The organism is Gammaproteobacteria bacterium (assembly GCA_013151035.1).
In the GTDB taxonomy this organism is placed as follows: domain Bacteria; phylum Pseudomonadota; class Gammaproteobacteria; order JAADJB01; family JAADJB01; genus JAADJB01.
Genome location: JAADJB010000022.1, coordinates 1 through 25,931, shown reverse-complemented (window position 1 = coordinate 25,931; position 25,931 = coordinate 1). Strand labels below are relative to the sequence as shown.

Annotated in this window: 27 protein-coding genes and 1 pseudogene; 15 read left to right on the top strand and 13 right to left on the bottom strand. The window is 48.2% G+C overall.

From position 1 onward, the window contains the following. Window positions 1-285 precede the first annotated feature (285 nt). From GXP22_05405 to GXP22_05395, 3 genes are all read left to right on the top strand, one after another. On the top strand, window positions 286-465 hold the full coding sequence (locus GXP22_05405) for a hypothetical protein (protein NOX08914.1): 180 nt from the start codon (window positions 286-288) through the stop codon (window positions 463-465). 71 nt (window positions 466-536) lie between these two features. Continuing rightward, window positions 537-1,127 carry a 16S rRNA (guanine(966)-N(2))-methyltransferase RsmD gene (gene rsmD, locus GXP22_05400; GenBank protein NOX08913.1) on the top strand — a complete coding sequence of 197 codons (591 nt, stop codon included), beginning with the start codon at window positions 537-539 and terminating at the stop codon, window positions 1,125-1,127. 199 nt (window positions 1,128-1,326) lie between these two features. Beyond that, window positions 1,327-1,941, top strand: a complete 615-nt coding sequence (locus GXP22_05395; protein NOX08912.1) for a hypothetical protein — start codon at window positions 1,327-1,329, stop codon at window positions 1,939-1,941. Window positions 1,942-1,993: 52 nt separating this feature from the next. On the opposite strand, the gene GXP22_05390 is transcribed toward GXP22_05395, so the two are convergent. Next, a complete protein-coding gene (locus tag GXP22_05390; protein ID NOX08911.1) occupies window positions 1,994-3,655 on the bottom strand; it encodes a GMC family oxidoreductase in 1,662 nt (553 codons plus the stop codon). After that, window positions 3,652-4,173, bottom strand: a complete 522-nt coding sequence (locus GXP22_05385) for a gluconate 2-dehydrogenase subunit 3 family protein (protein ID NOX08910.1) — start codon at window positions 4,171-4,173, stop codon at window positions 3,652-3,654. The genes GXP22_05390 and GXP22_05385 overlap by 4 nt, the downstream gene beginning before the upstream one ends. A gap of 76 nt (window positions 4,174-4,249) precedes the next feature. Here GXP22_05385 and coaD point away from each other — a divergent pair, with 76 nt between their 5' ends. From coaD to ggt, 3 genes are read left to right on the top strand one after another with little or no spacing between them, the layout of a single operon-like run. Further along, window positions 4,250-4,726, top strand: a complete 477-nt coding sequence (coaD, locus tag GXP22_05380) for a pantetheine-phosphate adenylyltransferase (GenBank protein ID NOX08909.1) — start codon at window positions 4,250-4,252, stop codon at window positions 4,724-4,726. Between the two features lie 33 nt (window positions 4,727-4,759). Beyond that, entirely contained in the window at window positions 4,760-5,011 is a 252-nt protein-coding gene (locus tag GXP22_05375) for a YfhL family 4Fe-4S dicluster ferredoxin (GenBank protein NOX08908.1), read from the top strand. Further along, complete coding sequence (gene ggt / locus GXP22_05370) at window positions 5,001-6,686, top strand: gamma-glutamyltransferase (GenBank protein NOX08907.1); 1,686 nt, start codon at window positions 5,001-5,003, stop codon at window positions 6,684-6,686. Before GXP22_05375 ends, ggt begins: the two co-directional genes overlap by 11 nt. Before the next feature lie 163 nt (window positions 6,687-6,849). Here the strand turns inward: ggt and mutM are convergent, their stop codons facing one another. The 5 genes from mutM to GXP22_05345 all read right to left on the bottom strand — a co-directional run bounded on the left by mutM (window position 6,850) and on the right by GXP22_05345 (window position 11,398). Further along, a complete protein-coding gene (gene mutM, locus GXP22_05365; GenBank protein NOX08906.1) occupies window positions 6,850-7,665 on the bottom strand; it encodes a bifunctional DNA-formamidopyrimidine glycosylase/DNA-(apurinic or apyrimidinic site) lyase in 816 nt (271 codons plus the stop codon). Window positions 7,666-7,820: 155 nt separating this feature from the next. Further along, a complete protein-coding gene (locus GXP22_05360; protein NOX08905.1) occupies window positions 7,821-8,330 on the bottom strand; it encodes a hypothetical protein in 510 nt (169 codons plus the stop codon). A 22-nt stretch (window positions 8,331-8,352) separates the two neighbouring features. Further along, window positions 8,353-9,711 (bottom strand): GldG family protein, encoded by a 1,359-nt coding sequence (locus GXP22_05355; protein NOX08904.1) that lies wholly within the window; start codon window positions 9,709-9,711, stop codon window positions 8,353-8,355. Beyond that, window positions 9,708-10,454 carry an ABC transporter permease subunit gene (locus tag GXP22_05350; GenBank protein ID NOX08903.1) on the bottom strand — a complete coding sequence of 249 codons (747 nt, stop codon included), beginning with the start codon at window positions 10,452-10,454 and terminating at the stop codon, window positions 9,708-9,710. The genes GXP22_05355 and GXP22_05350 overlap by 4 nt, the downstream gene beginning before the upstream one ends. Next, a complete protein-coding gene (locus GXP22_05345) occupies window positions 10,451-11,398 on the bottom strand; it encodes an ABC transporter ATP-binding protein (protein NOX08902.1) in 948 nt (315 codons plus the stop codon). Before GXP22_05345 ends, GXP22_05350 begins: the two co-directional genes overlap by 4 nt. A 174-nt stretch (window positions 11,399-11,572) precedes the next feature. Here GXP22_05345 and GXP22_05340 point away from each other — a divergent pair, with 174 nt between their 5' ends. Beyond that, window positions 11,573-13,525, top strand: a complete 1,953-nt coding sequence (locus tag GXP22_05340; protein NOX08901.1) for a hydantoinase/oxoprolinase family protein — start codon at window positions 11,573-11,575, stop codon at window positions 13,523-13,525. Here the strand turns inward: GXP22_05340 and GXP22_05335 are convergent. The 4 genes from GXP22_05335 to GXP22_05320 all read right to left on the bottom strand — a co-directional run bounded on the left by GXP22_05335 (window position 13,518) and on the right by GXP22_05320 (window position 16,056). Continuing rightward, entirely contained in the window at window positions 13,518-14,723 is a 1,206-nt protein-coding gene (locus tag GXP22_05335) for an HDOD domain-containing protein (protein ID NOX08900.1), read from the bottom strand. The two genes, GXP22_05340 and GXP22_05335, sit on opposite strands and share 8 nt — an antisense overlap. Before the next feature lie 128 nt (window positions 14,724-14,851). Next, a complete protein-coding gene (gene rpmG, locus GXP22_05330) occupies window positions 14,852-15,007 on the bottom strand; it encodes a 50S ribosomal protein L33 (GenBank protein NOX08899.1) in 156 nt (51 codons plus the stop codon). 9 nt (window positions 15,008-15,016) lie between these two features. Then, window positions 15,017-15,253 carry a 50S ribosomal protein L28 gene (gene rpmB, locus GXP22_05325; GenBank protein ID NOX08898.1) on the bottom strand — a complete coding sequence of 79 codons (237 nt, stop codon included), beginning with the start codon at window positions 15,251-15,253 and terminating at the stop codon, window positions 15,017-15,019. A gap of 128 nt (window positions 15,254-15,381) precedes the next feature. Beyond that, entirely contained in the window at window positions 15,382-16,056 is a 675-nt protein-coding gene (locus GXP22_05320) for a JAB domain-containing protein (protein ID NOX08897.1), read from the bottom strand. Between the two features lie 165 nt (window positions 16,057-16,221). Between GXP22_05320 and coaBC the strand changes: the two genes are divergently transcribed. The 6 genes and pseudogenes from coaBC to GXP22_05290 all read left to right on the top strand — a co-directional run bounded on the left by coaBC (window position 16,222) and on the right by GXP22_05290 (window position 21,794). Then, window positions 16,222-17,442 carry a bifunctional phosphopantothenoylcysteine decarboxylase/phosphopantothenate--cysteine ligase CoaBC gene (gene coaBC, locus GXP22_05315; GenBank protein ID NOX08896.1) on the top strand — a complete coding sequence of 407 codons (1,221 nt, stop codon included), beginning with the start codon at window positions 16,222-16,224 and terminating at the stop codon, window positions 17,440-17,442. 48 nt (window positions 17,443-17,490) lie between these two features. Continuing rightward, window positions 17,491-17,946 (top strand): dUTP diphosphatase, encoded by a 456-nt coding sequence (gene dut / locus GXP22_05310; GenBank protein NOX08895.1) that lies wholly within the window; start codon window positions 17,491-17,493, stop codon window positions 17,944-17,946. Window positions 17,947-17,959: 13 nt separating this feature from the next. Continuing rightward, window positions 17,960-19,333, top strand: coding sequence for a phosphomannomutase/phosphoglucomutase (locus GXP22_05305; protein NOX08894.1), 1,374 nt, complete (start codon window positions 17,960-17,962; stop codon window positions 19,331-19,333). A 9-nt stretch (window positions 19,334-19,342) separates the two neighbouring features. Further along, on the top strand, window positions 19,343-20,236 hold the full coding sequence (gene argB / locus GXP22_05300; GenBank protein NOX08893.1) for an acetylglutamate kinase: 894 nt from the start codon (window positions 19,343-19,345) through the stop codon (window positions 20,234-20,236). Window positions 20,237-20,277: 41 nt separating this feature from the next. Next, complete coding sequence (locus GXP22_05295; GenBank protein NOX08892.1) at window positions 20,278-21,051, top strand: hypothetical protein; 774 nt, start codon at window positions 20,278-20,280, stop codon at window positions 21,049-21,051. Between the two features lie 644 nt (window positions 21,052-21,695). Then, window positions 21,696-21,794, top strand: a pseudogene (locus GXP22_05290) (VPLPA-CTERM sorting domain-containing protein). A 25-nt stretch (window positions 21,795-21,819) separates the two neighbouring features. Here GXP22_05290 and GXP22_05285 read toward each other — a convergent pair. Then, window positions 21,820-22,464: a DUF4124 domain-containing protein gene (locus tag GXP22_05285; GenBank protein NOX08891.1), complete on the bottom strand. Its 645-nt coding sequence runs from the start codon at window positions 22,462-22,464 to the stop codon at window positions 21,820-21,822. 48 nt (window positions 22,465-22,512) lie between these two features. On the opposite strand from GXP22_05285, the gene GXP22_05280 reads away from it, so the two are divergent. Together GXP22_05280 and prmA are read left to right on the top strand one after the other, a co-directional pair. Next, entirely contained in the window at window positions 22,513-23,259 is a 747-nt protein-coding gene (locus GXP22_05280) for a sulfite exporter TauE/SafE family protein (protein ID NOX08890.1), read from the top strand. Between the two features lie 133 nt (window positions 23,260-23,392). Beyond that, a complete protein-coding gene (gene prmA / locus GXP22_05275; GenBank protein ID NOX08889.1) occupies window positions 23,393-24,274 on the top strand; it encodes a 50S ribosomal protein L11 methyltransferase in 882 nt (293 codons plus the stop codon). 55 nt (window positions 24,275-24,329) lie between these two features. On the opposite strand, the gene GXP22_05270 is transcribed toward prmA, so the two are convergent. Next, complete coding sequence (locus GXP22_05270; protein NOX08888.1) at window positions 24,330-25,733, bottom strand: hypothetical protein; 1,404 nt, start codon at window positions 25,731-25,733, stop codon at window positions 24,330-24,332. Window positions 25,734-25,931 lie beyond the last annotated feature (198 nt).

The window sequence follows — 25,931 nt, the reverse complement described above, 5'->3', positions numbered from 1 at the left end:
TGGATAACCCATTGATTACTCTCTCTGCCCGCTCTCATTAGTTATTGAAGTCCCATCATACTGGGTGGACAACTATCCTGACAGAGGGGGGGACTGCATCGGTAGTCTTTATCAGCGGCTGTCGCCCGCAAGGATGCGGGTATCAAGCCTACAGGGATGTATGTACGGCGTGTCGATGATAAAGACTACCGATGTGGTTCTCGGTTTATAACCACTAAAGTGTTATTTTGGTTTCTGTAATAAGTATGATATTCATCGAAAAAATATGCCTGGTCAGTTCGAGACATGAATCGCACTTCTCTATCAGAGACACGCCGTGAATACATCCGTGTAGGCTCCACGCCCGCGTCTTTTCGGCAACTGCTCCTGCGTTGCTCTACCTCCTGCATCCATGCAGTCGTGCGGGCAAGGGTCTCTGATAGAGAAGCGCAATCCCTGTCTCTTGGGTTAACAGAACAGCAGTAACAATATATAATTGATCAGAGGTTCCTTAATATTTAGTTGACGCGTTATCTCCGTAAAGGGATTATGGCTCAATGAAGTCACCCACACGTCCTGCTAAACAAAAATCCCACCACTCACTGCGTATTATTGCGGGCAAATGGCGTGGTCGTCGCCTTGATTTTCCCGTGTTAGCGGGTGTCAGACCAACACCGGAACGGGTGCGGGAGACGCTATTTAACTGGTTGGCTCCGGTTATTCATGGGTCTCGTTGTCTGGATCTGTATGCTGGGAGTGGTGCCCTGGGTCTGGAGGCAGCCTCCCGTGGGGCGGCAAAGTCAGTATTAGTTGATAGGGCGGCCCCCATAATTGCAGCACTTGGACAGCATTGTGAACATTTACAGGCAGAAAATATTGAGTTGATCCAGAGTGATGCCTTTGCCTTCCTGAAAAATAATAAGGATCTATTCGATATTGTGTTCCTGGATCCTCCCTTTGCCGATAACCTGATGGAGCAATCGCTAGCATTATTGCTGGAAACGGATTGCCTAAGACCTGATGCACGGGTCTATATTGAGATGAAGAAGGGTGATCGACCTGTATTACCTGCGGGTTGGGAGTTTTTACGCAGTAAACAGGCGGGTCAGGTGGAGTATCATTTGTTGGTAAGAAACACTAAGAGCTGAGACTGGAGTCGGTGTATTTTACAATATCAGGTCAATATTCTGTCGGTATTCTTTACTTTTTTACGGAATTTAAAGCCAAGGTTTTTTATAACTCTTTGTTATAAAAGTATATTGCTATGTGGCGCGGAATCTGCATTACTTCTAATCATACCTGCATACCAATGCGGAACATGAATATCAACCAATGGAGTGATGAATAATGAATACGATGAAATCTATTTCCTACAAGTTGAGTGCGACAGCTATCAGCCTTGGCTTATTATTCACAATGAACGTGAATGCTGGAACAAATCCACCAGTTATTGATGAATATTTTGATGGGTTCTCTGGTGAGTTTGTTGTCCACACAGACTATGACCAGATATATGGCTTTGCGGTCGCTAATGATACGGCCATAGATAGCTTTATTTTTATCCCCCCCTCTAATACCATTCTGACTGGCTGGCAGACAGCCATTGTTAGTGATGTAGACTGGGATGCTGGTTTTCTTTTTGATGATGGTTTTGGTTCTAGCATAACATCGTGGGAAACACCTGATACGAGTTTGCTACCATTTTCAAGTTGGTCGGATGGTGCTAGTCAGGCAATCGTCTATTGGGCTGGTGATGGGATTAAGCCACTTTCACCATACAGCAGCACGGGTGGGTTCATGTTTGAGGCTGGTTTTTCCGCCTCTCCCTTTCTTGTATTCGGTGATGGTTTCGTTCCAGGGGGCGAGGTAACGAACGAGATCTCTTCGGTGCCTTTACCTGCTGCAGTGTGGTTATTTGGTTCTGCGCTGATTGGCTTGTTCGGGTTTGTGCGACGACGTTAATGGCTCTGCTATGTTAAGTTTAATAAAAAGGCAGTCTAATCAGGCTGCTTTTTTATTTGGCATCTTTTATGTGCCTGGCGGTGCGGATAGCGAGGGCCTCAATGGTCAGTGAGGGCCCCTCACCACCACCTGAGCTGGGGAATACACTGGCATCAGCAATATATAGATTATGCCAGCGGTGGCTACGTCCAAAGGCATTAACCACCGATGTCTCGGGATTGGTGCCCATTCGACAACTACCAAATACATGGGTGGCATTAAAGGCATCGTAGCTACCATATTCCTCGATTAATTGCTCGACCCCGGAGGCCTTGAGAATGGCTCGGGTCTTGCTCTGCATGAATTCCAGTCGTTTAATCTCTGCCGCTTCAACCTGGCTGTGGATACGCGCCAGCGGATTGCCGAATGGATCTCGATCTTCACTTGAAAGGTCGATGAAGGTGCCAGGGTTGGGTAGACATTCGCCAACACTGACAACGGTCTGTATGCGACCAAATAGCTCGCGCATACGTTGTTTGTGGCTATGTCCCCAGCCACCCACTACGCGTGAGGCATAATTGATTGGCCCCACCAGGTCAGCCTCGGCAGGCCCGGCACCGAAGCGGCAACCACCAATAACTCCGGGGATAGCATCAGGCTTATTGAAATCCCAGCAGATGCTATCCACGGTGACTCCGCGATGACTGCCCAGAGCCTCTGATGCCAGCCCACTGCTGATCCATGCCACTGTTTCCATAAAGTTTTTACCGACCTCGCCGGATTCATTGGCAAGGCCATCGGGTGCAGTGGTGCTTTCGGATAACAGTAATAGGCGGGGTGTCTCGACCGCGCCTGCGGCCAATACCACGATAGATGGGGATAGACGTTGTTCCTGCCCTTGTTGGTCTCGATAGATAATCCCGCTGACTTTATCGGATGAATCGGTTTCAAGCCGTGTGACGGTACTTTGTTCCATAATTGTGCAGTTGCCAGTGGCAACGGCCTGGCGCAGAAAAGTGACATCCACGCTACCCTTGTCGGTTCGTGGGCAGCCTCGACCACAGTTCGCGCAGTAGTTGCACTGTGGCCGTCCATCATAGGGTTTTGATAGTATTGCCAGGCTATTTGGAATCCAGCTCATACCTAATTTTTGACAGCCTGCTCCTAGTTTTTGGCTGGCGTAGCTGAGTGGGTGCGGAGGTAATGGGAAGGCGCTGTATCGGGGACGGCTGTGATCCTTTTTTGAACCTGCGACACCGATGACCTTTTCTGCCTGTTGGTAATAGGGTTCGAGTTCATCGTAGCTCAATGGCCAGTCGGCAGCCACACCAAAGCGGGTCTTCATTTGCATTGAGGCCGGGTTCATCCGGTGTGCCTCGCCGGTAAAGTGGAGCGTGCTGCCGCCAATGCCACGTACATGCTGATAGCCCCAGGCTTGACGACGATTGCCTTTAACCATTTGACCCATAAGATGATTCCACGAGCGTAGATGCGATAATTTGGGGTCGAGTTGCTGTAGTGGCGCAAACACCTGATCACGAGTGGCATCCAGCTTGTCGGGGAAACGAAGGGTTTCCCATTGGGGTTTGTCCAGTAGGTAGTCAGTGTAGGGATCATAAGAAGGGCCGGCATCGAGTACCAATACCTGTATGCCCGCTTGAGCCAATGCCCAGGCACAAGCACCACCGCCAGCACCCGCACCAATAATAACCACATCGGCTACCCGTTTATTCATAGTGTATTGCTATCGGGTGCTTGTGTATAATCGATGAATCCTGCTGGCTGTGGTGGCCCGTTAAAGCCAAGATTGCTCCAGCTTTGTGGATGCGAATAGTAGAACAGGAAGCTATCCTTGCGTATCTGTTCGAAGAATAGACGCTGGGCAGAGGGCATCTTTGTCGCCTCGGCCATGCGTACAATCGCTTCTCGTTGCGCCTGGGTTAATAGTGTAAAACCCCGCCTGTTATATTGTGCGTAGGCCATCTTGTCGAGCCAGGCAAGACCACCATGCAACAAACGTGTGTAGTTTGGATGGTTGGCGACACGGGTGAGTATCTCTTCATCAATACCGAGTTGGCTGGCACTGGGGGTTTCATCTTCAGGTAATAACACGTCGATAAATGCGCGTAGGGTGTTTTGTTGCGGGTTATGGTTTATGGGTTGCCCAAGACTGATGCTGGCTGTAGAGGCAGAGCCAGCCCATGTGGATATCATCCCGGCAAGTGAATATTTGAGGAAAAACCGACGTTTCATCGCTCTATTCTAACCTGAATTCATCCCCTTGGGGTGTGGGCTTGGTTGCTTAGCATAATCCGTGCATAATATGGCTATGAAGATTGCAGTCTATCCGGGTACCTTTGATCCCATTACCAATGGTCATACTGATCTGGTGCAACGTGCCGCCGTTTTATTTGATCGGGTAATTGTTGCAGTGGCTAGTTCACCGGGTAAAAAACCAGTTTTTGATAGTGAGCAGCGTGTTGCCCTGGCAAATGCCGTTCTTTCGGGGATTGATAATGTCGAGGTGCTGAGTTTTGATTGCCTGTTGGTCGATTTTGTACAGCAACAGGGTGCGAATGTGATTCTGCGCGGCTTGCGAGCAGTCTCTGATTTTGAATATGAGTTTCAGTTGGCGAGTATGAATCGACAACTGGCTCCTGAAGTAGAAACCTTGTTTTTAACACCTTCGGAGCAATTTTCCTTTGTTTCCTCCAGTCTGGTACGGGAAATTGCCAGTCTGGGTGGGGATGTTTCGCCTTTTGTGCATGAAAAAGTGATGGATGCACTGCGTAGCCGCATGAGATAATGTTAGCCAGTTTGGTATGTGTAGGAGTTTTTGATGGCCTTAATAATCACTGATGAATGTATTAACTGTGATGTGTGTGAACCTGAGTGTCCGAATGGGGCAATTACTCAGGGTGAAGAGATCTATGAGATTGACCCCGACCTGTGTACCGAGTGTGTCGGGCACTATGATACCTCGCAGTGCGTAGAGGTCTGCCCGGTCGACTGTATCCCGCTTGATCCTGATCATGAAGAGACGCGTGAAGCGTTACAGCTAAAGTACCAACGTATTATTGATGCGGGTTAACGTTTCTATTCGATTTTTGTTCTATGCTTGGCTACTGATTGCAGGAGGGCTGGCTGGTGCGGGTGACCGTCTAAAGCCAGCCGCCGCTGCCATTGCCAGTGCTCATCCGTTGGCGACAGCGGCAGGTATGGATATCCTTGCTCATGGCGGTAACGCCTTTGATGCCGCAGTCACGGTGAGTGCCGTACTCGCGGTGGTTGAACCTTATAGTTCAGGTCTTGGTGGTGGCGGTTTCTGGTTATTGCATCGTGCCAGTGATGCACTCGATGTGATGATTGATGGTCGTGAACGGGCACCATTAAGAGCGCATCGGGCATTGTACCTGGATCAGCAAGGTAATGTGATCAAGCGGCTCTCTATGGATGGGGTATCAGCGGCGGCTATTCCTGGTGAGCCAGCAGCACTGGTTCATCTATCAGAAAAATATGGGCGACTACCTTTGTCGCAGGTGTTTGCTCCTGCTATTCGTTATGCCCGTAATGGCTTTCGGGTGGATAAGCACTACATTGATATGACTCGGTTTCGTCTACGAGCCTTGCGTCTATCGGTCGCATCGCGTGCGATATTTCTGAACAAGGGACAATTACCTGCGTTGGGTGACAAAATTGTGCAAAAAGATCTGGCGGATACCTTTGAACATCTGGTTAATCAGGGACACCAGGGATTTTATGGCGGGATGATTGCGCGGCAATTGGTCGCTGCGGTAAAGGCGGCGGGTGGTATCTGGACCGAGGAAGATTTAACGGCCTATCAAGTCGTGGAAAGAACGCCATTGGTCGGTCAATATCGTGGCCTGAAAATTACTTCGGTAGCTCCACCTTCATCGGGTGGCGTTGCCCTGATTACCATGCTGAATATGTTGTCAGCCTACGACCTGGAATCAATGACAACGGTACAACGTAGCCATGTGTTGATTGAGGTGATGCGTCGAGCCTATCGAGATCGTGCCTTGTATTTGGGCGATATGGATCAGATCACTATTCCGTTGCAGCATCTGTTATCTACATCACATGCGGATGACTTGCGGCATTCCATACAATCGGATGATGCCAGTGTCAGTGCATCCTTTGCTGATGCCTCAAGTCTACAGGAAGGTCGGGATACCACACATTTCTCCATACTGGATAAGGAAGGTAATCGAGTCGCCGCTACCATGAGTATTAATTATCCCTTCGGCTCCGGTTTTACTGTGCCTGGTACCGGTATCCTGTTAAATGATGAGATGGATGATTTTTCATCCAAACCCGGGGTGCCGAATGTCTACGGGCTGGTAGGTGCTGAGGCGAATGCCATTGCCGCAGGCAAACGCCCCTTATCGAGTATGTCGCCAACTTTTGTTGAAGGTAAGGATGGCGTGGCCATACTGGGTACTCCAGGTGGTAGTCGGATTATCAGCATGGTGCTGTTGGGTATACTGGACTTCGCTGCAGGTCATAATGCGGATTCATGGGTGAGCCTGCCACGTTTTCATCACCAGTATCTGCCCGATTATGTGCAATACGAGGCAGCGGCATTTGATGACGATACCCTGGTTGATCTTGAAATGATGGGGCACCAGATGCAACCCTTGCAAGGGCGCTATGGCAATATGCAGGCTGTTTTTTGGGATAAAAAGGCAGGTAAGGTCAGTGCCGCCAGTGATCCCCGAGGTAATGGCAGCGCACGAGTTGAATGAAAAATCTCAAGAAATTTCAAGGGGTCAGAGCTCTTGAAAATTCGAGGGATGCTGTCATTCCCGCGCAGGCGGGAATCTATCTATAATAATGTATAAACCCTCATGGATCCCCGCCTGCGCGAGGATGACAATTGTTTTTCAAGAGCTCTGACCCCTTGAAGTTCTAATGCTGGCAGTGGGGGCAATAAAAGCTTGAGCGTTGTCCCTGTCGTAGTTGTTTGATGGTTGTCTGGCAGACAGGGCAGGGTTCACCAGCGCGACCGTAGACCTGTAGTTGTTGACTGAAGTAGCCGGGTTTTTTCTCACCATTAACAAAATCACGCAGGGTGGTTCCACCGGCCTTGATCGCCTTTTGCAGGACATCCTGTATAGCACTTACCAGATCGCTATAGCGTTTTTTCGAGATCTTACCGGCGGCGCAGGCAGGATGGATATGTGCCATAAAAAGGGACTCACTGGCATAGATGTTTCCCACGCCAGCAATAACCTTCGCATCCATAATAAAGTTTTTTATAGCCGTCTTTCTGTTTCTGGATCGTTGATGTAGATATTCCGGATTAAAATCAGTGCCGAGAGGCTCCGGGCCAAGCCTGGTGAACAGCGGGTGCTGGTCAATCGGTTGGTCGGTTAGCAGGATGGCACCAAAGCGGCGTGGGTCGGTGTAGCGTAAACAGGTGTTTTTATCAAAGATAAAATCCACGTGGTCATGTTTTTCAACCACGCTTTCCGGGTGGGTAATATAGAACGAACCGGACATGCCGAGGTGGATGATGAGGGTGTGTTGGCGCGTTTTGATTAGCAGGTATTTAGCTCGGCGTTCAACCTGCAGGATTTTTTTACCTTGAAGTAGCTGCGGTAGATTATCAGGTATCGGCCAGCGTAATTGATGATGACGGATAATGGTTTTCTGGAATGACTTGCCTGTGATATGAGGGCTAATACCTCGACAGGTGGTCTCGACTTCAGGTAGTTCAGGCATAAAAAACTCTTGCTGTTGTTTTGTTTTCTATCATGTTCTTTATCTATCCTTTCCGCACAGGCGGGAATCCATAAACCAATAGATCTCCGCATACGCGAGGATGACAATATTGCGCTGAGATGACAAGCCTACGCGAGGATGATAGGGATACCAGGCTAAGGATTTAGCAGTGGCATTTTCCCTTTGGTAAAGTAATGTGCTTCTGTACTGAATAAGGCCAGCCCGGTATCCTTGACCAGATGCACTTGTTTACCAATCTGTATATAACGATAACCATTAATCTGTTCGGTGATGCCAAAATTGATTTTAATGTCATTGAAGCGGAGTTGTACCAGCGCCGGGTTCAGCTGAATATCGGACAGGTTTAATTCATTGGCAGGATATTCCTTGATGGATTTCAGTTTGGCAACTTCAAGTAATAGCCTGACCAGGGTTTCATTGGCGGCAACCTCGGGTTGTTGGTCAATATACCAGAGGCCATCCTTTTTTTTCGTTAAGGACAAGGTGGATTGCTTGCGGGTGATCGCGATGTGATGGATCTTTGCCGGGCTTAATTCGGTAATGGGTCGAGCCATGATCTTTTGACGAGTCTCTTCAGGCACTCGCCAGTTAATCACCAGGATAAGCAAGATGATGCCAAGATTGATTAAACTTCGTGAGCGCATAAGAAGGTCTCTTGCATGATAACTATCTTCGGTTTCGTCGTGTACGAATGATTATACCCGTAATAAATAAACTCAGGGGCAGGATAAATAAAAAACCAAAGGCGATAATGTATTGAACATTTCTGCCAAGATTAAGTTGGATGTTATGTTGTTTTCGTATTGGTATATCGATGAGGCTATCGTTATGATTTAACCAGTGAATGATATTGCTGGCAAACTCAAGGTTGGATCCATTTCCTATGTAGGCATTAGAAGCGAAGTCACCGTCACCAATAATGATGATTCTTTGTTGTCGGCTTTGTCCCTGGTGTTGAATCTCGCGTTGCATCGACCAGCCCAGATCAAGCGGCCCGGCCTGTTCGGCTGTGTCCGAGTCAAAGTGTATGGTATCACTGATCGGGCCGCTCTCGGTCCAACTTCTTTTGCTTGTTTGTAGCAAGACCCGGGTTTGCCATTGAGGCTCCGAGCGGTCTTGTAATGCCACGGGTTGGGGTAACAGGCTGCCAGCACTTAATGATTGATTCAGGGGATGCCCAGGGTAGTCCGTGATGTAGACAAAGGAAGGGTCGCCGATATCGAGTAACAGGCTATTGGCATCCACTGCCATCCCCGGTAGACGATAGATTCCGAGTTGTTGCTCTATCTCATAAAGGTGTGCATCGGCTCCCGGCTCAGTGAGCCATAACAAGTTGCCCCCCCTATTAATATATTGTCTGATGATATTGATCTCACCCTGTAGTAGGTCACTTTGTGGTGATGCTATGACCAGCGTCTGTGTATTGTCGGGAATGGACAGGGTCTGTGCCAGGTTGAGTTGTTGTATTCTGATACCTTGTTGTTGCAGTCGCTGTGTCAGGGTTGAAAGGTCGTGGCTGGCATCACTGAACGGTTTACGTTCACCATGCCCGGTAAGGAAGAGTAGCCACTGTTGCTGTTGTTGTATCAGTTGGCCAATGGCATTGCTTATGCTTTGCTCATCAATACGCTGTATGGTTTTACTCCGCCCCTGGTATTGAATTAGAGTCTCACCGTTCAGGCGTACATTGTATTGACGTACCATTTTGGGGTGCAGGTCGGGATTGATAAATGTGATTTTGATCTGTTCACTATGCCGTTGATAGCGTTTAAGGAGACCGCTAATCTGTTGGCGCAGGGGCTTGTTTGTGTGCATGAATACGGTGAATTCCAGTGGCTCATGTAATTGTGTGACAAGCTGGATGCTGGCTTCAGAGAGGGAATTTTGTTGTTGTTTTGTCCAGTCGCTGTGGTAATTGTATTGTTGATTCAGGCCATGCAGAAGACTGGTTGCCAGTAAAAATAGAATGATAAAGCTATAGCCCTGCAAGCGATCAATGAGCCTTTCTGAGAGCCTGTTTTTCATCGTCGACTCATATCCAGATGATTGATACTTAACCCCAGGCTGGTGATGATTAACAATAGAAAGTAAAACACATCGCTACTATTGACCATGCCATTCATAAACGATTGTTGGTGTCGCAGGATGGAGATGTATGAAAATAATGCATCACTATTGCCTGGGTTGGTTCCTGCCCAGTCAATAATCCATAACAGTAATAACACGCCAAAGGTGCCCGTAGCCGCAATAGTGGGTGAGTGGGTCAGGCTGGACATCAACAGACCGATGGCGCTAAAACTGGCGAGTAATAGTGCCAGCCCTAATAAGGCAGCATAGAGTCTACCAGTATCAATTGTTGCACCTGCCAGCAGGGATAAGGGCATCAGACTAATCAGACCTAACAGGATGATGAAAAACCCCAGTAGTCCCAGATATTTTCCCAGTACAATCTCGCTAATGGATATCGGTGATGAGAATAATAGTGTGAGTGTGTGCTGTTGTCGTTCACCACTGAATAAATGCATACTGATCAAGGGGGTGATTAGTAATAACAGCGTGCTGGCCTCGGACAGGAGTGGGATGATGATCATCTCACTGATACCTGGTGGGTTTTTCATGCCGATGAGTCGTGGTTGAATATCGATGTAGATCTCGATCTTGATTAAAAAGAGATAGGCGATGATGGCGGTGATGACAGCAAGGATGGTCCACGCCAGCGGTGAGATAAATAGATTACGGAATTCACGCAGGGCAATAGTGGTGATCATTCAGATTGACCCGTATTTGTATTCGGCGGCTCATCATTGCAGGTCAGTTGAATAAAGACCTGTTCCATCATGCCCTCTTCCGGGTTAAGTTTGTATAGCCCCCAATCCTGCTGTATGGCCTGTTGAAGAATCTCGTCTCCGGGGTTGTTTTTTGAGAACCAGACTCGGGTGCATGATGTCTCTGTATCCACTGCATCAACACCCTTGATTTGTAGTAGTTGCTCGTTATCGGGTGGGTTGCGAAAACCCAGTTGTAGCGATTGACGTGCTTGCTGTTGTAGTTGCCGGATGGATTCATTGAGTACGATCTTGCCTTGATGTAGGATGAGTACACGATTACAAATATCCTGAATTTCGGGCAGGATATGTGATGATAACAGGATGCCATGATCCTCACCTAGCTCCTGTATCAGGCGGCGGATCTCACGGATCTGTGCCGGGTCAAGACCAACAGTCGGTTCATCCAGAATTAGAATATCCGGGTTATGTAATATCGCTTGTGCAATACCGACCCGTTGTTGATAGCCTTTGGACAGGTTTTTAATCAGTCGGTTTTCATTGTGGGTGAGGCCGCAACGCTGTTTGCTGTTGTTGATACAGTGCTGAATTTTGTTTTTACTAACACCGTGTAGTTGTGCGCAATAGTACAGATATTCGTTGATAGTGAGTTGTGTATACAGGGGGGCAATCTCGGGCAGGTAGCCGATATGCCGTTTTGCTGCCCGGCCTTGTTCAAACAGAGACATTCCACATATCTTTATCGAGCCCGCCTGTGTTGCCAGGTTTCCGGTGATGGCCTGCATGGTGCTGGATTTTCCTGCACCATTGAGCCCTAGGAAACCGAGTATCTCACCGCGATGGAGTTCAAAGCTGATGTCTTTAACAGCGTTGGTGGTGCCGTAGTTGATATTCAGGTCTTTGATTTCGAGAAGGGGATTACTCATGATGGGTTTATTTTACCGTTAAATACGGTTTACTGTAAGAGTAATATAATAGAGACCGTATTCGCTTGAGTGACGGTATAAAGGTAGGGTGCGCACTGCGCACCAAATTCTCTTTCGGCTGACATAACCTCTTGTGATATAGGTTGAGCAGCTTATTTCTGGTAGGATTGGATAATGTTATTAGGTGTTGATACCGGGGGTACCTTTACTGATTTCGTATTAATTGATGATGCGAGGTGCTTGCGTGTGCACAAGGTATTATCGACCCCGGATGCGCCTGAGCGGGCAATCTTGCAGGGTATCCATGACCTGGGTATTGGCCTGGATGACTTGCTGGTGGTGCATGGTTCAACGGTGGCGACTAATGCGGCGCTAGAGGGTAAGGGTGTTGCGACGGCCTATATAACCAATACGGGTCTGGGTGATGTGTTGACTATCGGTCGTCAGGCGAGGGCATCTCTGTATGATCTGCAACCCGGCCTTGATACTCCGCCGGTGACCGCTTCTATGTGTGTTGAAGTGGATACGCGTAGGTCGGCAGAGGGTGTTTTGTTAAGGCCGCTGACGGATGACATGCTCAAGGATCTGGTGGAGAGGATCAAGCAACTCGCCCCGCAGGCGGTCGCTATTAATCTATTGTTTTCCTATCTTGACGATGAACAGGAACGTCGTATTGAGGCGGTAATACCTGACGGAGTATTTGTCTCCAGATCATCGACGGTGTTGGCGGAATACCGTGAGTATGAGCGCGGTATTGCGACTTGGCTTAATGCCTATGTTGGCCCGTTGATGCAGGGCTATCTGAATCGTCTGGAGGCCTCGCTTGGCTCGGCTCGTCTTACCGTGATGCAGAGTTCAGGGGAGACGATATCGGCTCCGCAGGCAGCAAAAAAGGCGGTCAATCTATTATTGTCGGGGCCTGCGGGCGGTTTGATGGGAGCCAGGGCTATTGGTAAGGATGTTGCTTGTGATCGCTTGTTGAGCTTTGATATGGGTGGCACGTCAACGGATGTGGCATTGATTGATGGTGATGTCTGTTTAACACAGGAAGGTCGGATTGGGCCGTATCCTGTGGTTGTGCCGATGGTGGATATGCATACTATTGGTGCCGGTGGTGGTTCTATTGCTGTGGTCGATGAAGGGGGAATGTTGCAGGTGGGCCCTGCCTCTGCGGGTGCTGATCCGGGGCCGGCATGTTATGGCAAGGGTGGCAGTTGTGCAACGGTGACGGATGCCAATCTGGTGCTGGGTCGTCTGCGAGCAGAGGATTTTCTAGGCGGTAAGATGGTGCTGGATGTGTCTGCTGCGAGGCGTGTGATACAGGCTATTGCGGATCAATTATCGCTTTCATTGTTAGAGGCTGCCGAGGGTGTTATTCGCCTGGTGAATGAAAATATGGCAGCGGCTCTGCGTGTGATCTCGGTACAAAGGGGCATTGATCCTGCTGATTTTGTATTGACCTCATTTGGTGGTGCAGGTGGCTTGCATGTGTGTGCGCTGGCTGAGCTTGTCGGGGTGCATCAAGCCCTGGTGCCGGTGAATGCGGGTGTCTTATCGGCCTTTGGTATGTTGGTTGCGCCCAGGGGGCGACAATTATCGCATACGCTGACAGGGATGCTGGATGACTTTGATGGGAACCAATTAGAGCAAGAGTTTCAGCGTATGATTGATCGTGGTTGTGACGAGCTTGTGGCTGAGGGCGTTGCTCGGGCTGATATTCATTCCAGTTGTAGTCTGGATCTACGTTATCGTGGTCAGTCGAGTAGCCTCAATCTGCCGTGGGAGGATATTGTCGAGGCACAAGTGGCATTTCATGCGCGTCATGAAGCGCGTTTTGGCCATCGTTTAACCACTGGAGTTGAGTTGGTGAATCTGCGGGTTGTGTTGCGTGCTAGCGAGACAGATGTTGATTTTAATTATCAACAGCCACCGATAGATGCGAGTATTCATTCAGAGAGAAAGATGATGTCGGTATATCCTCGCGCTGGTTTGATACCTGCACAGCTTGTTTCAGGCCCTGCGCTGATTACAGAGCAGGTGGCTACGACCTATATTGCAGCAGGTTGGCAAGCCAGGGTGGGTGATAAAGGGCATTTGTTATTGACAATGGTGCGCGCTACTAGTTGATCTGTTTGCAGGTTTCATCGGCCCAGGATAATGCGCCGAGGTAAGCCGAGGTGAATTGATCGGTACTGATACCCTTGTTATTCACCTTGCTCCAAAGACCTTGTTCATAGGCAATGACTTGTTTCAGTATTTCACCTGCCGGCCCCTCATGGTGAAGCAGGGCATCCTGGATATCAGTGCTGAGAGGGAGTGAATTGAGTATCTCATTCATGGGCATGTCCATCATGGCATCTAGGGTAGAGAATATGCCGACAGTAAAGAAGGTGTCACTATTTCTAACGCCCAGGTGACCGGCCAGTAGTTCGCACATCTTGCCGCGAGTAATGGCAGTGACCATTAATTCATTGGGCTTGTCATCAATATTGGCCATGCTTAACAGGTAGGCCCACATCTTGATGGTTTTTAATCCCAGATAAACAAGACCTTGCTGGATGGATTCTACTTTTTTGGGTAATGAGTAGAAGGCAGAGTTGATATAGCGTAATAATTTATAACTCAGGGTAACATCCTGGGTTATTAATGCCTCCAGTTTCTTTACATCGACATCCGGTTGAGATATTTCGGCCAGTAATTGCAAGATAGCAATACGATTGGGTGACAGGCTGCGTTTTTTTACTACGCGTGGTTGACACAGGAAATAGCCCTGAAAGTAATCGAAGCCTAGTTCTTTGCAGAAATCAAATTCATCCTGATTTTCGATCTTTTCTGCCACCAATTTCACAGGGTAGGGCTTGAGTATCTCCATTTGTTCAACGATGCCGTCATGCCCGAGTGCGCGCATATCCAATTTGATGATATCGGCCAGCTCAACCAGCGGTATCAGGCTTTCATCATAGACAAAGTCATCCAGTGCAATGGCGTATCCCTGTTTGGATAAATGTTGTATGCCTTCTATAATATCGGCATCAGGTTTGATGTTTTCCAATACTTCCAGCACAACATGTTCTGGTGAGAACGGTGGCTTTTCATCGGAGAGAAAGAAATTGCTGGTCAGGTTGATAAATGCCAGGCGAGAACCAACAAGGTCTTCAAGACCAATCTCCATGAATGCATTGGAGATGACGGTAGAAGTGGCTTGATCACCATTGGTAATACCGCTGGCATTGTTGGTTTTGCTGCTACGGAAAAGCAACTCATAGGCATAAACCTTGAGTTCACTGTCGTATATTGCCTGTCTGCCTATAAAAATGTCACGCATTGCAGTATCTTTGGTTTGATTTCCATTTATAACCGATAGTTTTGACATTATAGTGAATCTCTTAAGTGGTCAATGAAAAAAGGCCTGTTATTACAGACCTTTTTTCATTGACCACTAAAAATCAAGGCTTATTTAATCTTGGATTCCTTGTAATTTACATGTTGGCGTACCACTGGATCGTATTTCTTGAGTTCCAGCTTACCCGGCATGGTGCGTTTGTTCTTGGTTGTGGTGTAATAGTGACCGGTGCCTGCACTGGAAACGAGTTTAATTTTTTCACGCATGATATTCTCCTAGACCTTTTCGCCGCGAGCACGCATATCAGATAATACGGTATCGATCCCGCGTTTATCGATAATACGCATACCTTTACTGGTAAGGCGTAGTTTAACCCAACGTTTCTCGCTCTCTACCCAAAAACGATGGGTATGCAAGTTGGGTAGGAAGCGCCTACGTGTTTTATTATGGGCGTGGGAAACATTGTTTCCAGCGACCGGACGTTTTCCTGTTACCTGACATACTTTGGACATGATCTTGTTAATCCGTAATGTTTGAATTCGTTAGCTACTAAATTTGAGTCGCACTTTATACCATTTTGACCCTTATTAAGCAAGTAAATCTTTTTTAAACGGACCCAATGAGGCCAATTCCAAAGGGCTTATATGACCCCCCGTTCGGCCAGGGAGACCTCGTGACCATCACCAACAATGATGTGATCAAGTACCCGGACATCAATCAGGGCGAGTGCGTCACGTAATCGCAGGGTAATGGCCTGATCGGCGTGACTGGGTTCCGCAATCCCTGAAGGATGATTGTGAGCCAGTATCAGTGCCGATGCATTGAGATGCAACGCACGCTTGACCACCTCGCGCGGATGTACCGAGGCACCGTCGATGGTGCCATAGAAGAGTTCTTCGAAGCGTATCACTCGATGTCGGGTATCCAGGAACAGACAGGCAAACACCTCCTGTTTGTATTCGCGTAGTCTGGACCTAAGGTATCGTCTTGTATCGCCTGGGTTTTTTATGGCATCTTTGCGTTGCAGTGTCTCCAGTAGTTGACGATGAGAAAGTTCCAGGCTGGCCTGCAGGATGGCATATTTTGATGGGCCAAGTCCTGGATTGAGGCAAAAGCTCTCCTGGCTAGCGGATAACAGACCCCGCAGACCGTTATATTTCCCGAGCAGTTGTCGGGCGAGATCAAGGGCAGTAATGCCCGGGGTGCCGGTGTGTAGAAAAATTGCCAGTAGCTCAGCGTCAGACAGCGCGGTGCTGCCGTGGTGCAAGAGTTTTTCTCTGGGACGTTCCTGTTCCGGCCATTCACGAATTGTCATAGGACAACCTCCTTGTTGTCGATTTACGATGTGTAAGAGTTTACCCCAGTGCCGGCCTTTAATGAAGGGTCTTAAGGGTAGGGTGCGTATTACGCACCAAAGAGTGTTGGTACATAGTGCGTAACGGGGCGGCAGGATGGTCTTTTTGCTGTTAATATAGCTTAGATGAATCGATTGTCAGGTAAAAGGCTCTTACTGGGAGTCACCGGTGGCATTGCCGCTTATAAGGCTGCCGAGCTGGTTAGGTTGTTAAAGTTGGCGGGTGCTGAGGTACGGGTGGTGATGACGGCGGCTGCCTGTGAGTTTATTACACCACTGACGATGCAGGCCTTGTCGGGTCATCGGGTACATACGGATTTACTGGATACTGATGCTGAGGCAGCGATGGGGCACATTGAGCTAGCGCGTTGGGCCGATGCCATTTTGGTGGCTCCAGCTAGTGCTGATTTTATTGCGCGTTTGAATAGTGGGCGTGCCGATGATCTGTTAACGACGATTTGCCTGGCGACTGAGGCTAATGTATTGATTGCCCCGGCGATGAACAACAAGATGTGGTCTAATTCAGTGACACAACAAAACATTGCCAGTTTACAGACACATGGACTACAGATCATTGGCCCTGATTCCGGTGACCTGGCCTGTGGAGAGACCGGGCCGGGACGTATGGTGTCGCCGGAGATGTTGCAACAGCAGCTTGCGGATGTCTTTGAAACGGGTATCTTGCAGGGCCTTAATCTATTGATTACGGCGGGTCCAACCTATGAAGCTATTGATCCCGTCCGTTTTATTGGTAATCGTAGTTCAGGCAAGATGGGATATGCCCTGGCTGAGGCTGCGCAGGAGGCGGGTGCTAATGTGGTGCTGATTAGTGGTCCAGTCGCATTGTTATGCCCTGAACGGGCTAAGTGTATCAATATTGAAAGTGCGGCCGAGATGTATGCAACGGTGATGCAACAGGTCGATAATTGTGATATTTTTATTGCCAGTGCGGCAGTGGCTGATTATCGGCCAAAGGACTGTAACCCGCATAAAATTAAGAAGGATGCAGAATATTTGACGCTGGAGTTGGAGCGAAATCAAGATATTCTGTCGGCGGTTAGTCATCGCTCGGATGCACCGTTTACTTTAGGTTTTGCTGCGGAGACGGAACATCTGGTGAAATATGCACAGGCAAAGCGTAAGGCAAAGGGGCTGGATATGATTGCCGCTAATCAGGTGGGTATTGAGGGCCGTGGTTTTGATAGTGAGAATAATGAGTTGCACCTGTTTTGGGATGGTGGTGAAGAGGTGTTACCGCTGGATACCAAGGCACACCTGGCGCGTCAGTTGATAGTTGTTTTAGCGCAACAATATGTTGAAAACCGGGGACAGACCACGATTAATTGATTGAATTAATCGTGGTCTGTCCCCGGTTTATGAGAAGGTAAGGAAAATATGCAAAAAATTCAGTTAAAAATTTTAGATGCAAGGATTGGCGGGGAGTTTCCCTTGCCGGATTATGCCACCGATGGTTCGGCGGCGATGGATCTACGTGCCTGCGTGGATGAGGTGCTGGAGGTGGCTCCGGGTGAGACGCATTTGATACCGACCGGGATGGCGATCTATATTGCCGATCAGAGCTTGGCTGCGGTGCTGTTGCCAAGATCTGGGCTGGGGCACAAACATGGTATTGTGCTCGGTAATTTAGTTGGTCTGATTGATTCTGATTATCAGGGACAGTTGTTTGTCTCTTGCTGGAATCGTGGTGATAGCCATTTTTCTATTCAGCCGGGTGATCGTATTGCGCAGATGATGTTTGTGCCGGTGATTCGGGCTGATTTTGATATTGTTGATGAATTTGTTGAAAGTGACCGCGGTGTGGGTGGCTTTGGACATACTGGAAAAAATTAACGGGGAATAAAAAATGAATGTCGAGGAAACAATTTTCAGAGCCTATGATATCCGAGGTGTTGTTGATACAGATCTGACACCGGCTACAGTTGAATTGATTGGGCAAGCGATTGGTAGTGAGGCACTTGATCGCGGACAGACCACCGTGGCTATTGGTCGGGATGGTCGTTTGTCGGGCCCGGCATTATCGGGCGCGTTGGCGCGTGGCCTTTGTGCTGCGGGTTGTGATGTGATTGATATTGGTCAGGTTCCAACGCCGGTACTCTATTATGCCGCTAATACCCTCGATACGACATCAGGTGTGATGGTGACGGGCAGTCATAATCCACCGGAATACAATGGCCTGAAGATTGTTCTGGCGGGTGAAACGCTGTCGGGGGATACCATTAAAGCCTTGTATCGACGTATAGAATCAGGACAGTTGCACACCGGCTCAGGCAAGGTGACACAGCAAGTTGTCATTGATGATTACATGCAGCGTATTCTCTCTGATATCAAACCGGAGCGTCCTCTTCGTATCGTGGTGGATTGTGGTAATGGTGTGGCGGGTGAAGCCGCTCCTGCATTATTGCGTGCATTAGGTTGTGAGGTGGATGAATTGTTCTGTGAAATTGATGGTAATTTCCCTAATCATCATCCTGATCCGAGTAAGCCGGAAAATCTGAAAGATATGATTGCACGGGTGAAGGAGATAGGTGCCGATCTGGGTATGGCCTTTGATGGCGATGGTGATCGCCTCGGTGTGGTTGATGCTAAAGGTCAGGTGATCTGGCCAGATCGTCTGATGATGTTATTTGCCCGCGATATTATTGATCGTGATCCAGATGGCCTTATTATCTACGATGTGAAGTGCTCCCGGCATTTGCCTGCGGTTATTGCGGCCGCTAATGGAAGATCTGAGATGTGGAAGACGGGGCATTCCTTTATCAAGGCGCGTATGAAGGAGACGGGTGCCTTGTTGGCCGGTGAGATGAGTGGGCATATCTTCTTTAAGGAGCGCTGGTACGGATTTGATGATGCACTTTATGCCGCTGCACGTTTACTGGAGATACTGGCACGGGATTCACGTAGTCCACAGCAGGTCTTTGATGCCTTGCCCGATAGCGTGAACACCCCTGAGTTAAGTATTATGCTGAAGGAGGGAGAGCCTCCAGTGTTTATGGAGAAATTGCAGGCGGCTGCCAGCTTTGATAATGCCGAAGTATCAACCATTGATGGTCTGCGCGTTGATTTCATGGATGGTTGGGGCTTGGTGCGTGCATCGAATACCACGCCATCGTTAGTGTTGCGCTTTGAAGCGGATACTGAAGAGGCATTGCAACGTATCCAGCAAGATTTTCGTGATCTGATGTCGCAAGCCGATAGTAGTGTTCAATTACCGTTTTAGGAAAATAGTATGACCTTGACTGTAGACTCAGCGAAGAATGTAGCGCATGTCCTGACCGAGGCGATGCCGTATATTCAGCGTTTTCGTGGTAAGACGGTAGTGATCAAGTATGGCGGGAATGCCATGGTTGATGAAAAACTGAAGCATGGTTTTGCGCGTGATATTGTCCTGATGAAACTGGTGGGGATTAACCCGGTAGTGGTTCATGGTGGCGGTCCACAGATTGGTTCGTTACTGGGGAAGCTCGGTAAAAAGAGTGATTTTATCGAGGGTATGCGGGTCACTGATAGTGAGACCATGGATGTGGTTGAGATGGTGCTGGGTGGTCTGGTCAATAAGGATATCGTCAATCTTATTAATCAGCACGGCGGTTCTGCGGTAGGTCTGACGGGTAAGGATGGCCACATGATCAAAGCAAGAAAATTAAATGTGAGTCGAAAGGTTGAGGGTATGGATGTGCCTGAGATCATTGATCTTGGCCATGTTGGTGAGGTTGAGCGGATTGATGCCAGTGTCATTGATATGTTGGTAAAGAGTGACTTTATCCCGGTTGTGGCGCCTGTTGGTGTGGGTAATGATGGTTGTTCATATAACATTAATGCAGACCTGGTAGCAGGCAAAATGGCTGAGGTGCTACAGGCAGAAAAGTTGATGTTGTTAACCAATATCACAGGGATTTTGGATAAGGAAGGCGCTCTGTTGACCGGTCTCAGCGCGACTCAGGTTGATAAGCTGATTGAGGATGGCACCATCCATGGGGGCATGTTGCCCAAGATTCGTTGTGCCCTGGATGCGGTGCAATCTGGGGTCTCGGCCGCACATATTGTCGATGGCAGAGTCGAGCATGCGGTGTTGCTTGAGTTGTTTACCGATGAAGGGGTTGGTAGTTTGATTCGTGGGTAGTTGGGCTAATACCTGTCTCTTGAATCAACGAGTTGGTGATGATGTTTGGTCTGTTTAGTAAACGTGAAGTTCTTACAGAGGATGCTATCGAATGGTTGTTTGATGGCTTTGCGTGGGCGCTACGTAATTTTGATCGTGATGTTTTTTTTAATGAAACCATACTGGTTACGCCTTCTAATAAGCATTTCCCGGGAAGGGTTGATAGTGTTGAGGGTATGGCGAGTCTGATCTTTGAGCAGGTAAAAGTATATGCGGGCATGAAGCACTGGCCCTGTCGATTGATTGATCAGAGTCGTGTTAGTGAGCCCCCGCAACAGGTGAAAGTTCTGATTAATGGCCGTATTCGTGGTGCTGGTGGGCTTGAATTGGATGCCGTTGATGAGGATCATAAATTATTGGTTGCTTATAACCCGCATCAAATAAATGATCCCGAGGGGATGGTGGCGACCTATGCACACACCCTGGCGCACTATTTGGGATCAATGGCAGAGGAAGCACCACCCGGTGGTGCGGAGCTCTGGCCACAGGTAACAGAGCTTGTTGCAGTGTTTATGGGGTTTGGAACAATGTTTGCCAATAGCGCTGCGGTATTCAGAGGCGGGTGTAGTCGTTGTCATAACCCCTTGTCTGAACGGTCGGCCTTTTTGTCACAGGATGAAGTCACCTATGCCCTGGCATTATTTTGTGTCTTGAAGGAAATACCGAATAAAGAGGTATTGCCGCATCTAAAAAAACACCTGCGTTCAATATTTAAGGGTGCAGTAAAAGAGTTGGGTCAACGGCATAAGGAGTTGAATGATTTAAGGAGTTTCTGATCAATCTTGTTTTATGGAAGATTAAGGACTATATTTGTACTTGTCTGATTACTAAAATAATTAAGAGGATAATCAAAATGTTAATAACCCCAAAGAAATATATCGTTGCCTTGTTTTTTTTATTTAGCTTCTGGCTTCCATCGCTGGCAACGGCGGCATTCTTTAATGCCACTGTGTTTTCTATAGTTGATCAGGACCTGGATGGTTGGTTAGCTCCTGGAGGACCGGTTGCACAGGGTGGTGGCGCTCTGGGGGGAGCGCTGGATTGTGATGATAGCGATATGAATAACTCGCCTGGTAGCCCTGATAGTACAGTGGATGGGGTTGATAACAACTGTGATGGTACTGCCGATAATATTGGTAGTGCCTATCTTGCTTACCCACAGATCACGTTTGCCCCACTAGTCACCAGCGTGGGTAGTGACCTGCTGCTGGATGCCAGTGCATCAACATCAGCTAATGGCTCGATTACAAAATATCACTGGTTCCTTGATGATAGTGGAGAGGCTTTATTATCAACCACCAGTGCAATGGATCAGATCAACTGGGCCAGCCTTGATGCACTGGGTTATGGTACCGGTGTTTATAATATTGGTTTGATTGTAGTTGATCAGAGTTATGGTATGGCCTACCGTTTTGGCACCCTTACCGTTAATGCGACAGTGGTGCCGGTACCAGCCGCCGTATGGTTGTTTGGTTCTGGTCTTTTGGGTTTGGTCGGTTTCGCCAGAAGATACCGGTAGAGTACGCATTGCGCACCATTCCCACTTACTGTTCTGTTTTATCTCGCACCTGCGTCAGTTCCTTGAAGCGGCTAATATCTTTGTCGAATTTTTCACGAATCTTGTCCTGAGCCTGTTGTTTAAGAATAATATATTCTTTTTGTTGTTCAATCTGGATCCCAGTCTCCAGTGCTTCGTGGATTAGCTTTTTCACATATTTGCTTTCTTTGTTTTTGTTACCGTCTATTTTTTTATGCAGATTACCCAGAGTCTTGTGTAGACGCACCAGGCTGGCTTTAGTTAACTGAACAGAGCTCTCAAGGGCGGTAATCTTGCCATCACGATTTCTTATCATGTCCTCTACACTGGTGAAGGTCGCCAGTAACATATCATCATATTGTTTTTGTTCTTTAAGTTGTCTTATTCTGGCCTGTTGTTTGGCTTTAATGCGGTTTTCTTCGGCAATCTCTCCGACTGTTCTGGCGGCCTTGGTTGTACCTAGTTTGATCCCTTGGGAATTTAACTCATCACGTTCTTTGGTTATTGATTCAGGGGTGATCTTGTCATCGTAATGAATCTGTCCCAGATCATCGACCCAGCGGAACACCTTGGCGGCCTGTGAATTGTCCGTGTGAATAAAAATAAGAGGTATACTAAGGCTGATACTGAGAGCAAGTTTTTTTATGATCATGGTATTACGGTTGTCAATTAGCCTTAAAGGAACTACCTATTGTCTGGTATGGAACAGTTTGCCTTGTTTTTGATCTCTTTGGTAGCAAATATTTTTTCTGCGCTGGCGGGCGGTGGGGCAGGTCTGATTCAGCTGCCCGCCTTAATCTTTCTTGGGTTATCGTTTTCCATTGCTCTGGCAACGCATAAGGTTGCCAGTGTTGCTCTCGGTGTGGGTGCAACCATTCGACATCTGAAGGAGGAACCGCTGGAGCGGAGGTTTGCTGTTTTTATGTTGCTGGCAGGTCTGCCCGGGGTGGTTATTGGTGCCAATCTGATTCTGTTGGTGCCTGGACGTATGGCAGAGGTCTCTCTGGGTATACTGACGATGAGTCTGGGTCTGTATTCATGGTTAAGCCCCTCGCTTGGGCAGCAGGTCTCTCGTATTCATCGTGATAAAAGAGGCTATCTTGCCGGTGGCGTGGTTTTATTTGCTATTGGTGTGCTAAATGGTTCGTTGACATCGGGTACCGGGCTTTTTGTTACGTTATGGTTGGTGCGCTGGTTTGGTCTGGATTATCGACGTGCTGTGGCCTACACCTTGATTCTGGTGGGGATGTTCTGGAATGGTGTGGGTGCAGTTACATTAGGTCTACAGAGTGAGATTCGCTGGTTGTGGTTGCCTGCTTTATTGCTGGGTTCCCTGTTAGGGGGTTATATGGGGGCTCATTTATCTATTGTTGCGGGGAATAAATGGATCAAGCGGGTATATGAGGTTATTACCTTGTTGGTTGGCTTGGGATTAGTGTTAAATTAATAAGGTCTGTGGTACGTATATCCTGGGGACAGAGCAAAAACTCTAATGAGATAAGAGCAACGCTCTTATCTCATTAGAGTTTTTGCTCTGTCCCCATTTCGTGTGTACCACGGGCCTTAGTGAGAGGTTTTTTATGGCATGGTTTCAATTAATTCTGGATGCGGGTGAGCATGATCCGGAACAATTATCGGATCTGATGATGGCATCGGGTGCGGTCTCAGTAACGCTGGAAGACTCGGCGGATGAGCCTCTGTATGAGCCTCCGGTCGGTGAGACCCCGTTGTGGACGAATACTCGGGTAATGGGCTTGTTTGCAGCTGAGACCGATCAGAAACGGCTGTTGTCGACCTTACAAGATGTTATGGGGGCCGATATGGTGTTTCATATCCAGGCCTTGGAGGAACGTGATTGGGTGCGGGCATGGATGGATGATTTTCATGCCATGCAGTTTGGTGAGAACTTATGGGTTTGCCCCAGTGAAAGTGAACAACCACCTGCCGGTGCCGTGGTGCTGGAGCTGGATCCTGGTCTCGCCTTTGGTAGTGGGACACACGCGACCACGGCGCTTTGTCTGGAGTGGCTGGATGCCAACCCGCCGCAAGGCAAAATCGTAATGGATTATGGTTGTGGCTCAGGGATACTATCGTTGGCGGCGTTGAAGTTGGGGGCGAAAGAGGTATGGGCGATTGATAATGATCCACAGGCCTTGTTGGCAACACAGGATAATGCCGAGCGGAATGGGGTTTCCGAGGGTTTGAAGGTGATGTTGCCTGAGGATATGCCTGGGGGAATATCAAGCCCTGAGGTTGATCTGTTGTTGGCAAATATCATTGCCGGCCCTCTGGTGGAATTGGCACCACGACTTGCGGGCTATATTGTTGATGGAGGAGGTATTGTTCTGTCAGGGATATTGTCTGAACAGACACAATGGGTCATGGATGCCTATACACCGTATTGTTCCATGTCTGATCCGATACAGCAGGATGACTGGATGCGCTTGCAGGGTACTGTATAAAAAGGAGAGACATCCCTGTCTCTTTATTGATGGAGGGGGTGTTTAGTTACCCGCCTTACTGATAACTTAAGCTGCCATTGACAGTCACCTCGTTGGGATCTGTCGTGCTTGATGTCACCAGGTTATTGAAGGTGACAGTCTTGTTGTTTAAGTCTACCGTCAGTGTTTGACTTGAGCCCTGTGTAGACCAGTTCGTTTGAGCTGAACTGCTGGCATGTATGATTGTTACACCCGGATCAAAGCCAGGATATAAGCTAATCAGAATAGTGAGTGTATCTGTGCCACCCAGTGACATAGTGAAGCTGATCTCATCGGAGATTGGGTTGCTTGTCATTATAGAAGTGACAGGTGTAAATGTCGTGGGCAGGGATGAGACACCTGACAGACTGGCAGAATTGCCGCCAGAACCGCCACCAGAACCGCCACCGCCACTACCACTGGAAACAGGAGTGAACTGACCGAGGAAGGTGCTGCCATTCATGACATTAACCTCATTAATTCCACTATTAATGACAGATAACTGGTATTCATAGCCACTAGTGCTATCAGTCCAGATGTATTGTCCGAAACTATCAACAGTAAAACTATTAGCGACTACGATAGATTGATCAGTTAGCATCAAGGCACCGCTACTACTAAAGGTGAAGAGAATCTGATCACCATTGTTATAGGGTGAACCTGGTGCGGCAGAGGCGTATTCCATAGTGACAATTTGTCCAGATACACTGGAAGGTAGCGAGCTTGATGATCCACCTCCACTATTGGCTCCACCACTGCTACCGCCAATATTCATGTTGCTGGTATCAATGTCTTCATCAAAGGCAAAGCCGACGTTGCCCGTGATAGTAAAATTGATTTCATTCGGGCGATCAGCGCGGACATCAATACCATCAAGCAAACCATCAAAGCCTGCACCGTTGGCATTAAAAGCGGCGGTTAAAAAGTTGTATGTCAGAGGATCCAGTCCTGCAGCAACGAACAGTGCTCTCAGGTTGGCATTGATGATTTGTTGTGCGGCAATAATAGTCGTCAGGATTATGTTTGTTCCATTCCATCCGTTGTATATTGCGCTCAAATCCAGGGTGCTGGCCATGAATAATGATAGTGTGCTCAAGGGGGTGATGTTGGCTATTCCGGCACTTGTTGCATAGGAATATTGCGTTGGCAGCAAGGTGTCATTAGGGACGGCTCGTAGCATAAAGGGGGGTGTCATGCCGGCGACATTAACTGAATAGCTACCATCGGCCTGGATAGGGACGTTGATCTCTGTACCATTGGCATCAACCACATAGACAAAGCCTATGATCGGTGCGCCAGTGGCTGCGGTGCCAGACAGTATGTTACTACTAGTGCTAGTGCCGCTGTTAGCATGAAAACAGCCACTGAGTAGCGTGAGTATAATGCCTAATACGCTAAACCTTGCTAGCCATTGTGATAAGGGTCGTGTTGTATTCATCATGATGTCCTCTATGGGTTTATTTTAATCAGGATGATATTTTATGTGCTGTGCGTATTATGGGGTACCCCCTGAACAAGGGGGTGGATCCCCGCCTGCGCGGGGGTGACAGGTAGGGTGATGAGATGGTCTCCTCCCCCCTTTAATACGGCGTCGTAATGCGCCATGATGGAAGTTCAACATACCATCAACATAAAGAAA

Excerpts from the sequence above, each read along its gene's own strand:
- GXP22_05345 (NOX08902.1), bottom strand. The coding sequence starts at position 11,398 with ATGAGTAATCCCCTTCTCGAAATCAAAGACCTGAATATCAACTACGGC.
- GXP22_05340 (NOX08901.1), top strand. The coding sequence starts at position 11,573 with ATGTTATTAGGTGTTGATACCGGGGGTACCTTTACTGATTTCGTATTA.
- rpmG (NOX08899.1), bottom strand. The coding sequence starts at position 15,007 with ATGCGTGAAAAAATTAAACTCGTTTCCAGTGCAGGCACCGGTCACTAT.
- GXP22_05320 (NOX08897.1), bottom strand. The coding sequence starts at position 16,056 with ATGACAATTCGTGAATGGCCGGAACAGGAACGTCCCAGAGAAAAACTC.
- GXP22_05375 (NOX08908.1), top strand. The coding sequence starts at position 4,760 with ATGGCCTTAATAATCACTGATGAATGTATTAACTGTGATGTGTGTGAA.
- GXP22_05395 (NOX08912.1), top strand. The coding sequence starts at position 1,327 with ATGAATACGATGAAATCTATTTCCTACAAGTTGAGTGCGACAGCTATC.
- GXP22_05360 (NOX08905.1), bottom strand. The coding sequence starts at position 8,330 with ATGCGCTCACGAAGTTTAATCAATCTTGGCATCATCTTGCTTATCCTG.
- GXP22_05285 (NOX08891.1), bottom strand. The coding sequence starts at position 22,464 with ATGATCATAAAAAAACTTGCTCTCAGTATCAGCCTTAGTATACCTCTT.
- ggt (NOX08907.1), top strand. The coding sequence starts at position 5,001 with ATGCGGGTTAACGTTTCTATTCGATTTTTGTTCTATGCTTGGCTACTG.
- rpmB (NOX08898.1), bottom strand. The coding sequence starts at position 15,253 with ATGTCCAAAGTATGTCAGGTAACAGGAAAACGTCCGGTCGCTGGAAAC.
- GXP22_05270 (NOX08888.1), bottom strand. The coding sequence starts at position 25,733 with ATGATGAATACAACACGACCCTTATCACAATGGCTAGCAAGGTTTAGC.
- coaBC (NOX08896.1), top strand. The coding sequence starts at position 16,222 with ATGAATCGATTGTCAGGTAAAAGGCTCTTACTGGGAGTCACCGGTGGC.
- GXP22_05295 (NOX08892.1), top strand. The coding sequence starts at position 20,278 with ATGTTTGGTCTGTTTAGTAAACGTGAAGTTCTTACAGAGGATGCTATC.
- rsmD (NOX08913.1), top strand. The coding sequence starts at position 537 with ATGAAGTCACCCACACGTCCTGCTAAACAAAAATCCCACCACTCACTG.
- GXP22_05405 (NOX08914.1), top strand. The coding sequence starts at position 286 with ATGAATCGCACTTCTCTATCAGAGACACGCCGTGAATACATCCGTGTA.
- GXP22_05305 (NOX08894.1), top strand. The coding sequence starts at position 17,960 with ATGAATGTCGAGGAAACAATTTTCAGAGCCTATGATATCCGAGGTGTT.
- coaD (NOX08909.1), top strand. The coding sequence starts at position 4,250 with ATGAAGATTGCAGTCTATCCGGGTACCTTTGATCCCATTACCAATGGT.
- GXP22_05335 (NOX08900.1), bottom strand. The coding sequence starts at position 14,723 with ATGCGTGACATTTTTATAGGCAGACAGGCAATATACGACAGTGAACTC.
- GXP22_05350 (NOX08903.1), bottom strand. The coding sequence starts at position 10,454 with ATGATCACCACTATTGCCCTGCGTGAATTCCGTAATCTATTTATCTCA.
- prmA (NOX08889.1), top strand. The coding sequence starts at position 23,393 with ATGGCATGGTTTCAATTAATTCTGGATGCGGGTGAGCATGATCCGGAA.
- GXP22_05355 (NOX08904.1), bottom strand. The coding sequence starts at position 9,711 with ATGAAAAACAGGCTCTCAGAAAGGCTCATTGATCGCTTGCAGGGCTAT.
- GXP22_05280 (NOX08890.1), top strand. The coding sequence starts at position 22,513 with ATGGAACAGTTTGCCTTGTTTTTGATCTCTTTGGTAGCAAATATTTTT.
- GXP22_05390 (NOX08911.1), bottom strand. The coding sequence starts at position 3,655 with ATGAATAAACGGGTAGCCGATGTGGTTATTATTGGTGCGGGTGCTGGC.
- dut (NOX08895.1), top strand. The coding sequence starts at position 17,491 with ATGCAAAAAATTCAGTTAAAAATTTTAGATGCAAGGATTGGCGGGGAG.
- argB (NOX08893.1), top strand. The coding sequence starts at position 19,343 with ATGACCTTGACTGTAGACTCAGCGAAGAATGTAGCGCATGTCCTGACC.
- GXP22_05385 (NOX08910.1), bottom strand. The coding sequence starts at position 4,173 with ATGAAACGTCGGTTTTTCCTCAAATATTCACTTGCCGGGATGATATCC.
- mutM (NOX08906.1), bottom strand. The coding sequence starts at position 7,665 with ATGCCTGAACTACCTGAAGTCGAGACCACCTGTCGAGGTATTAGCCCT.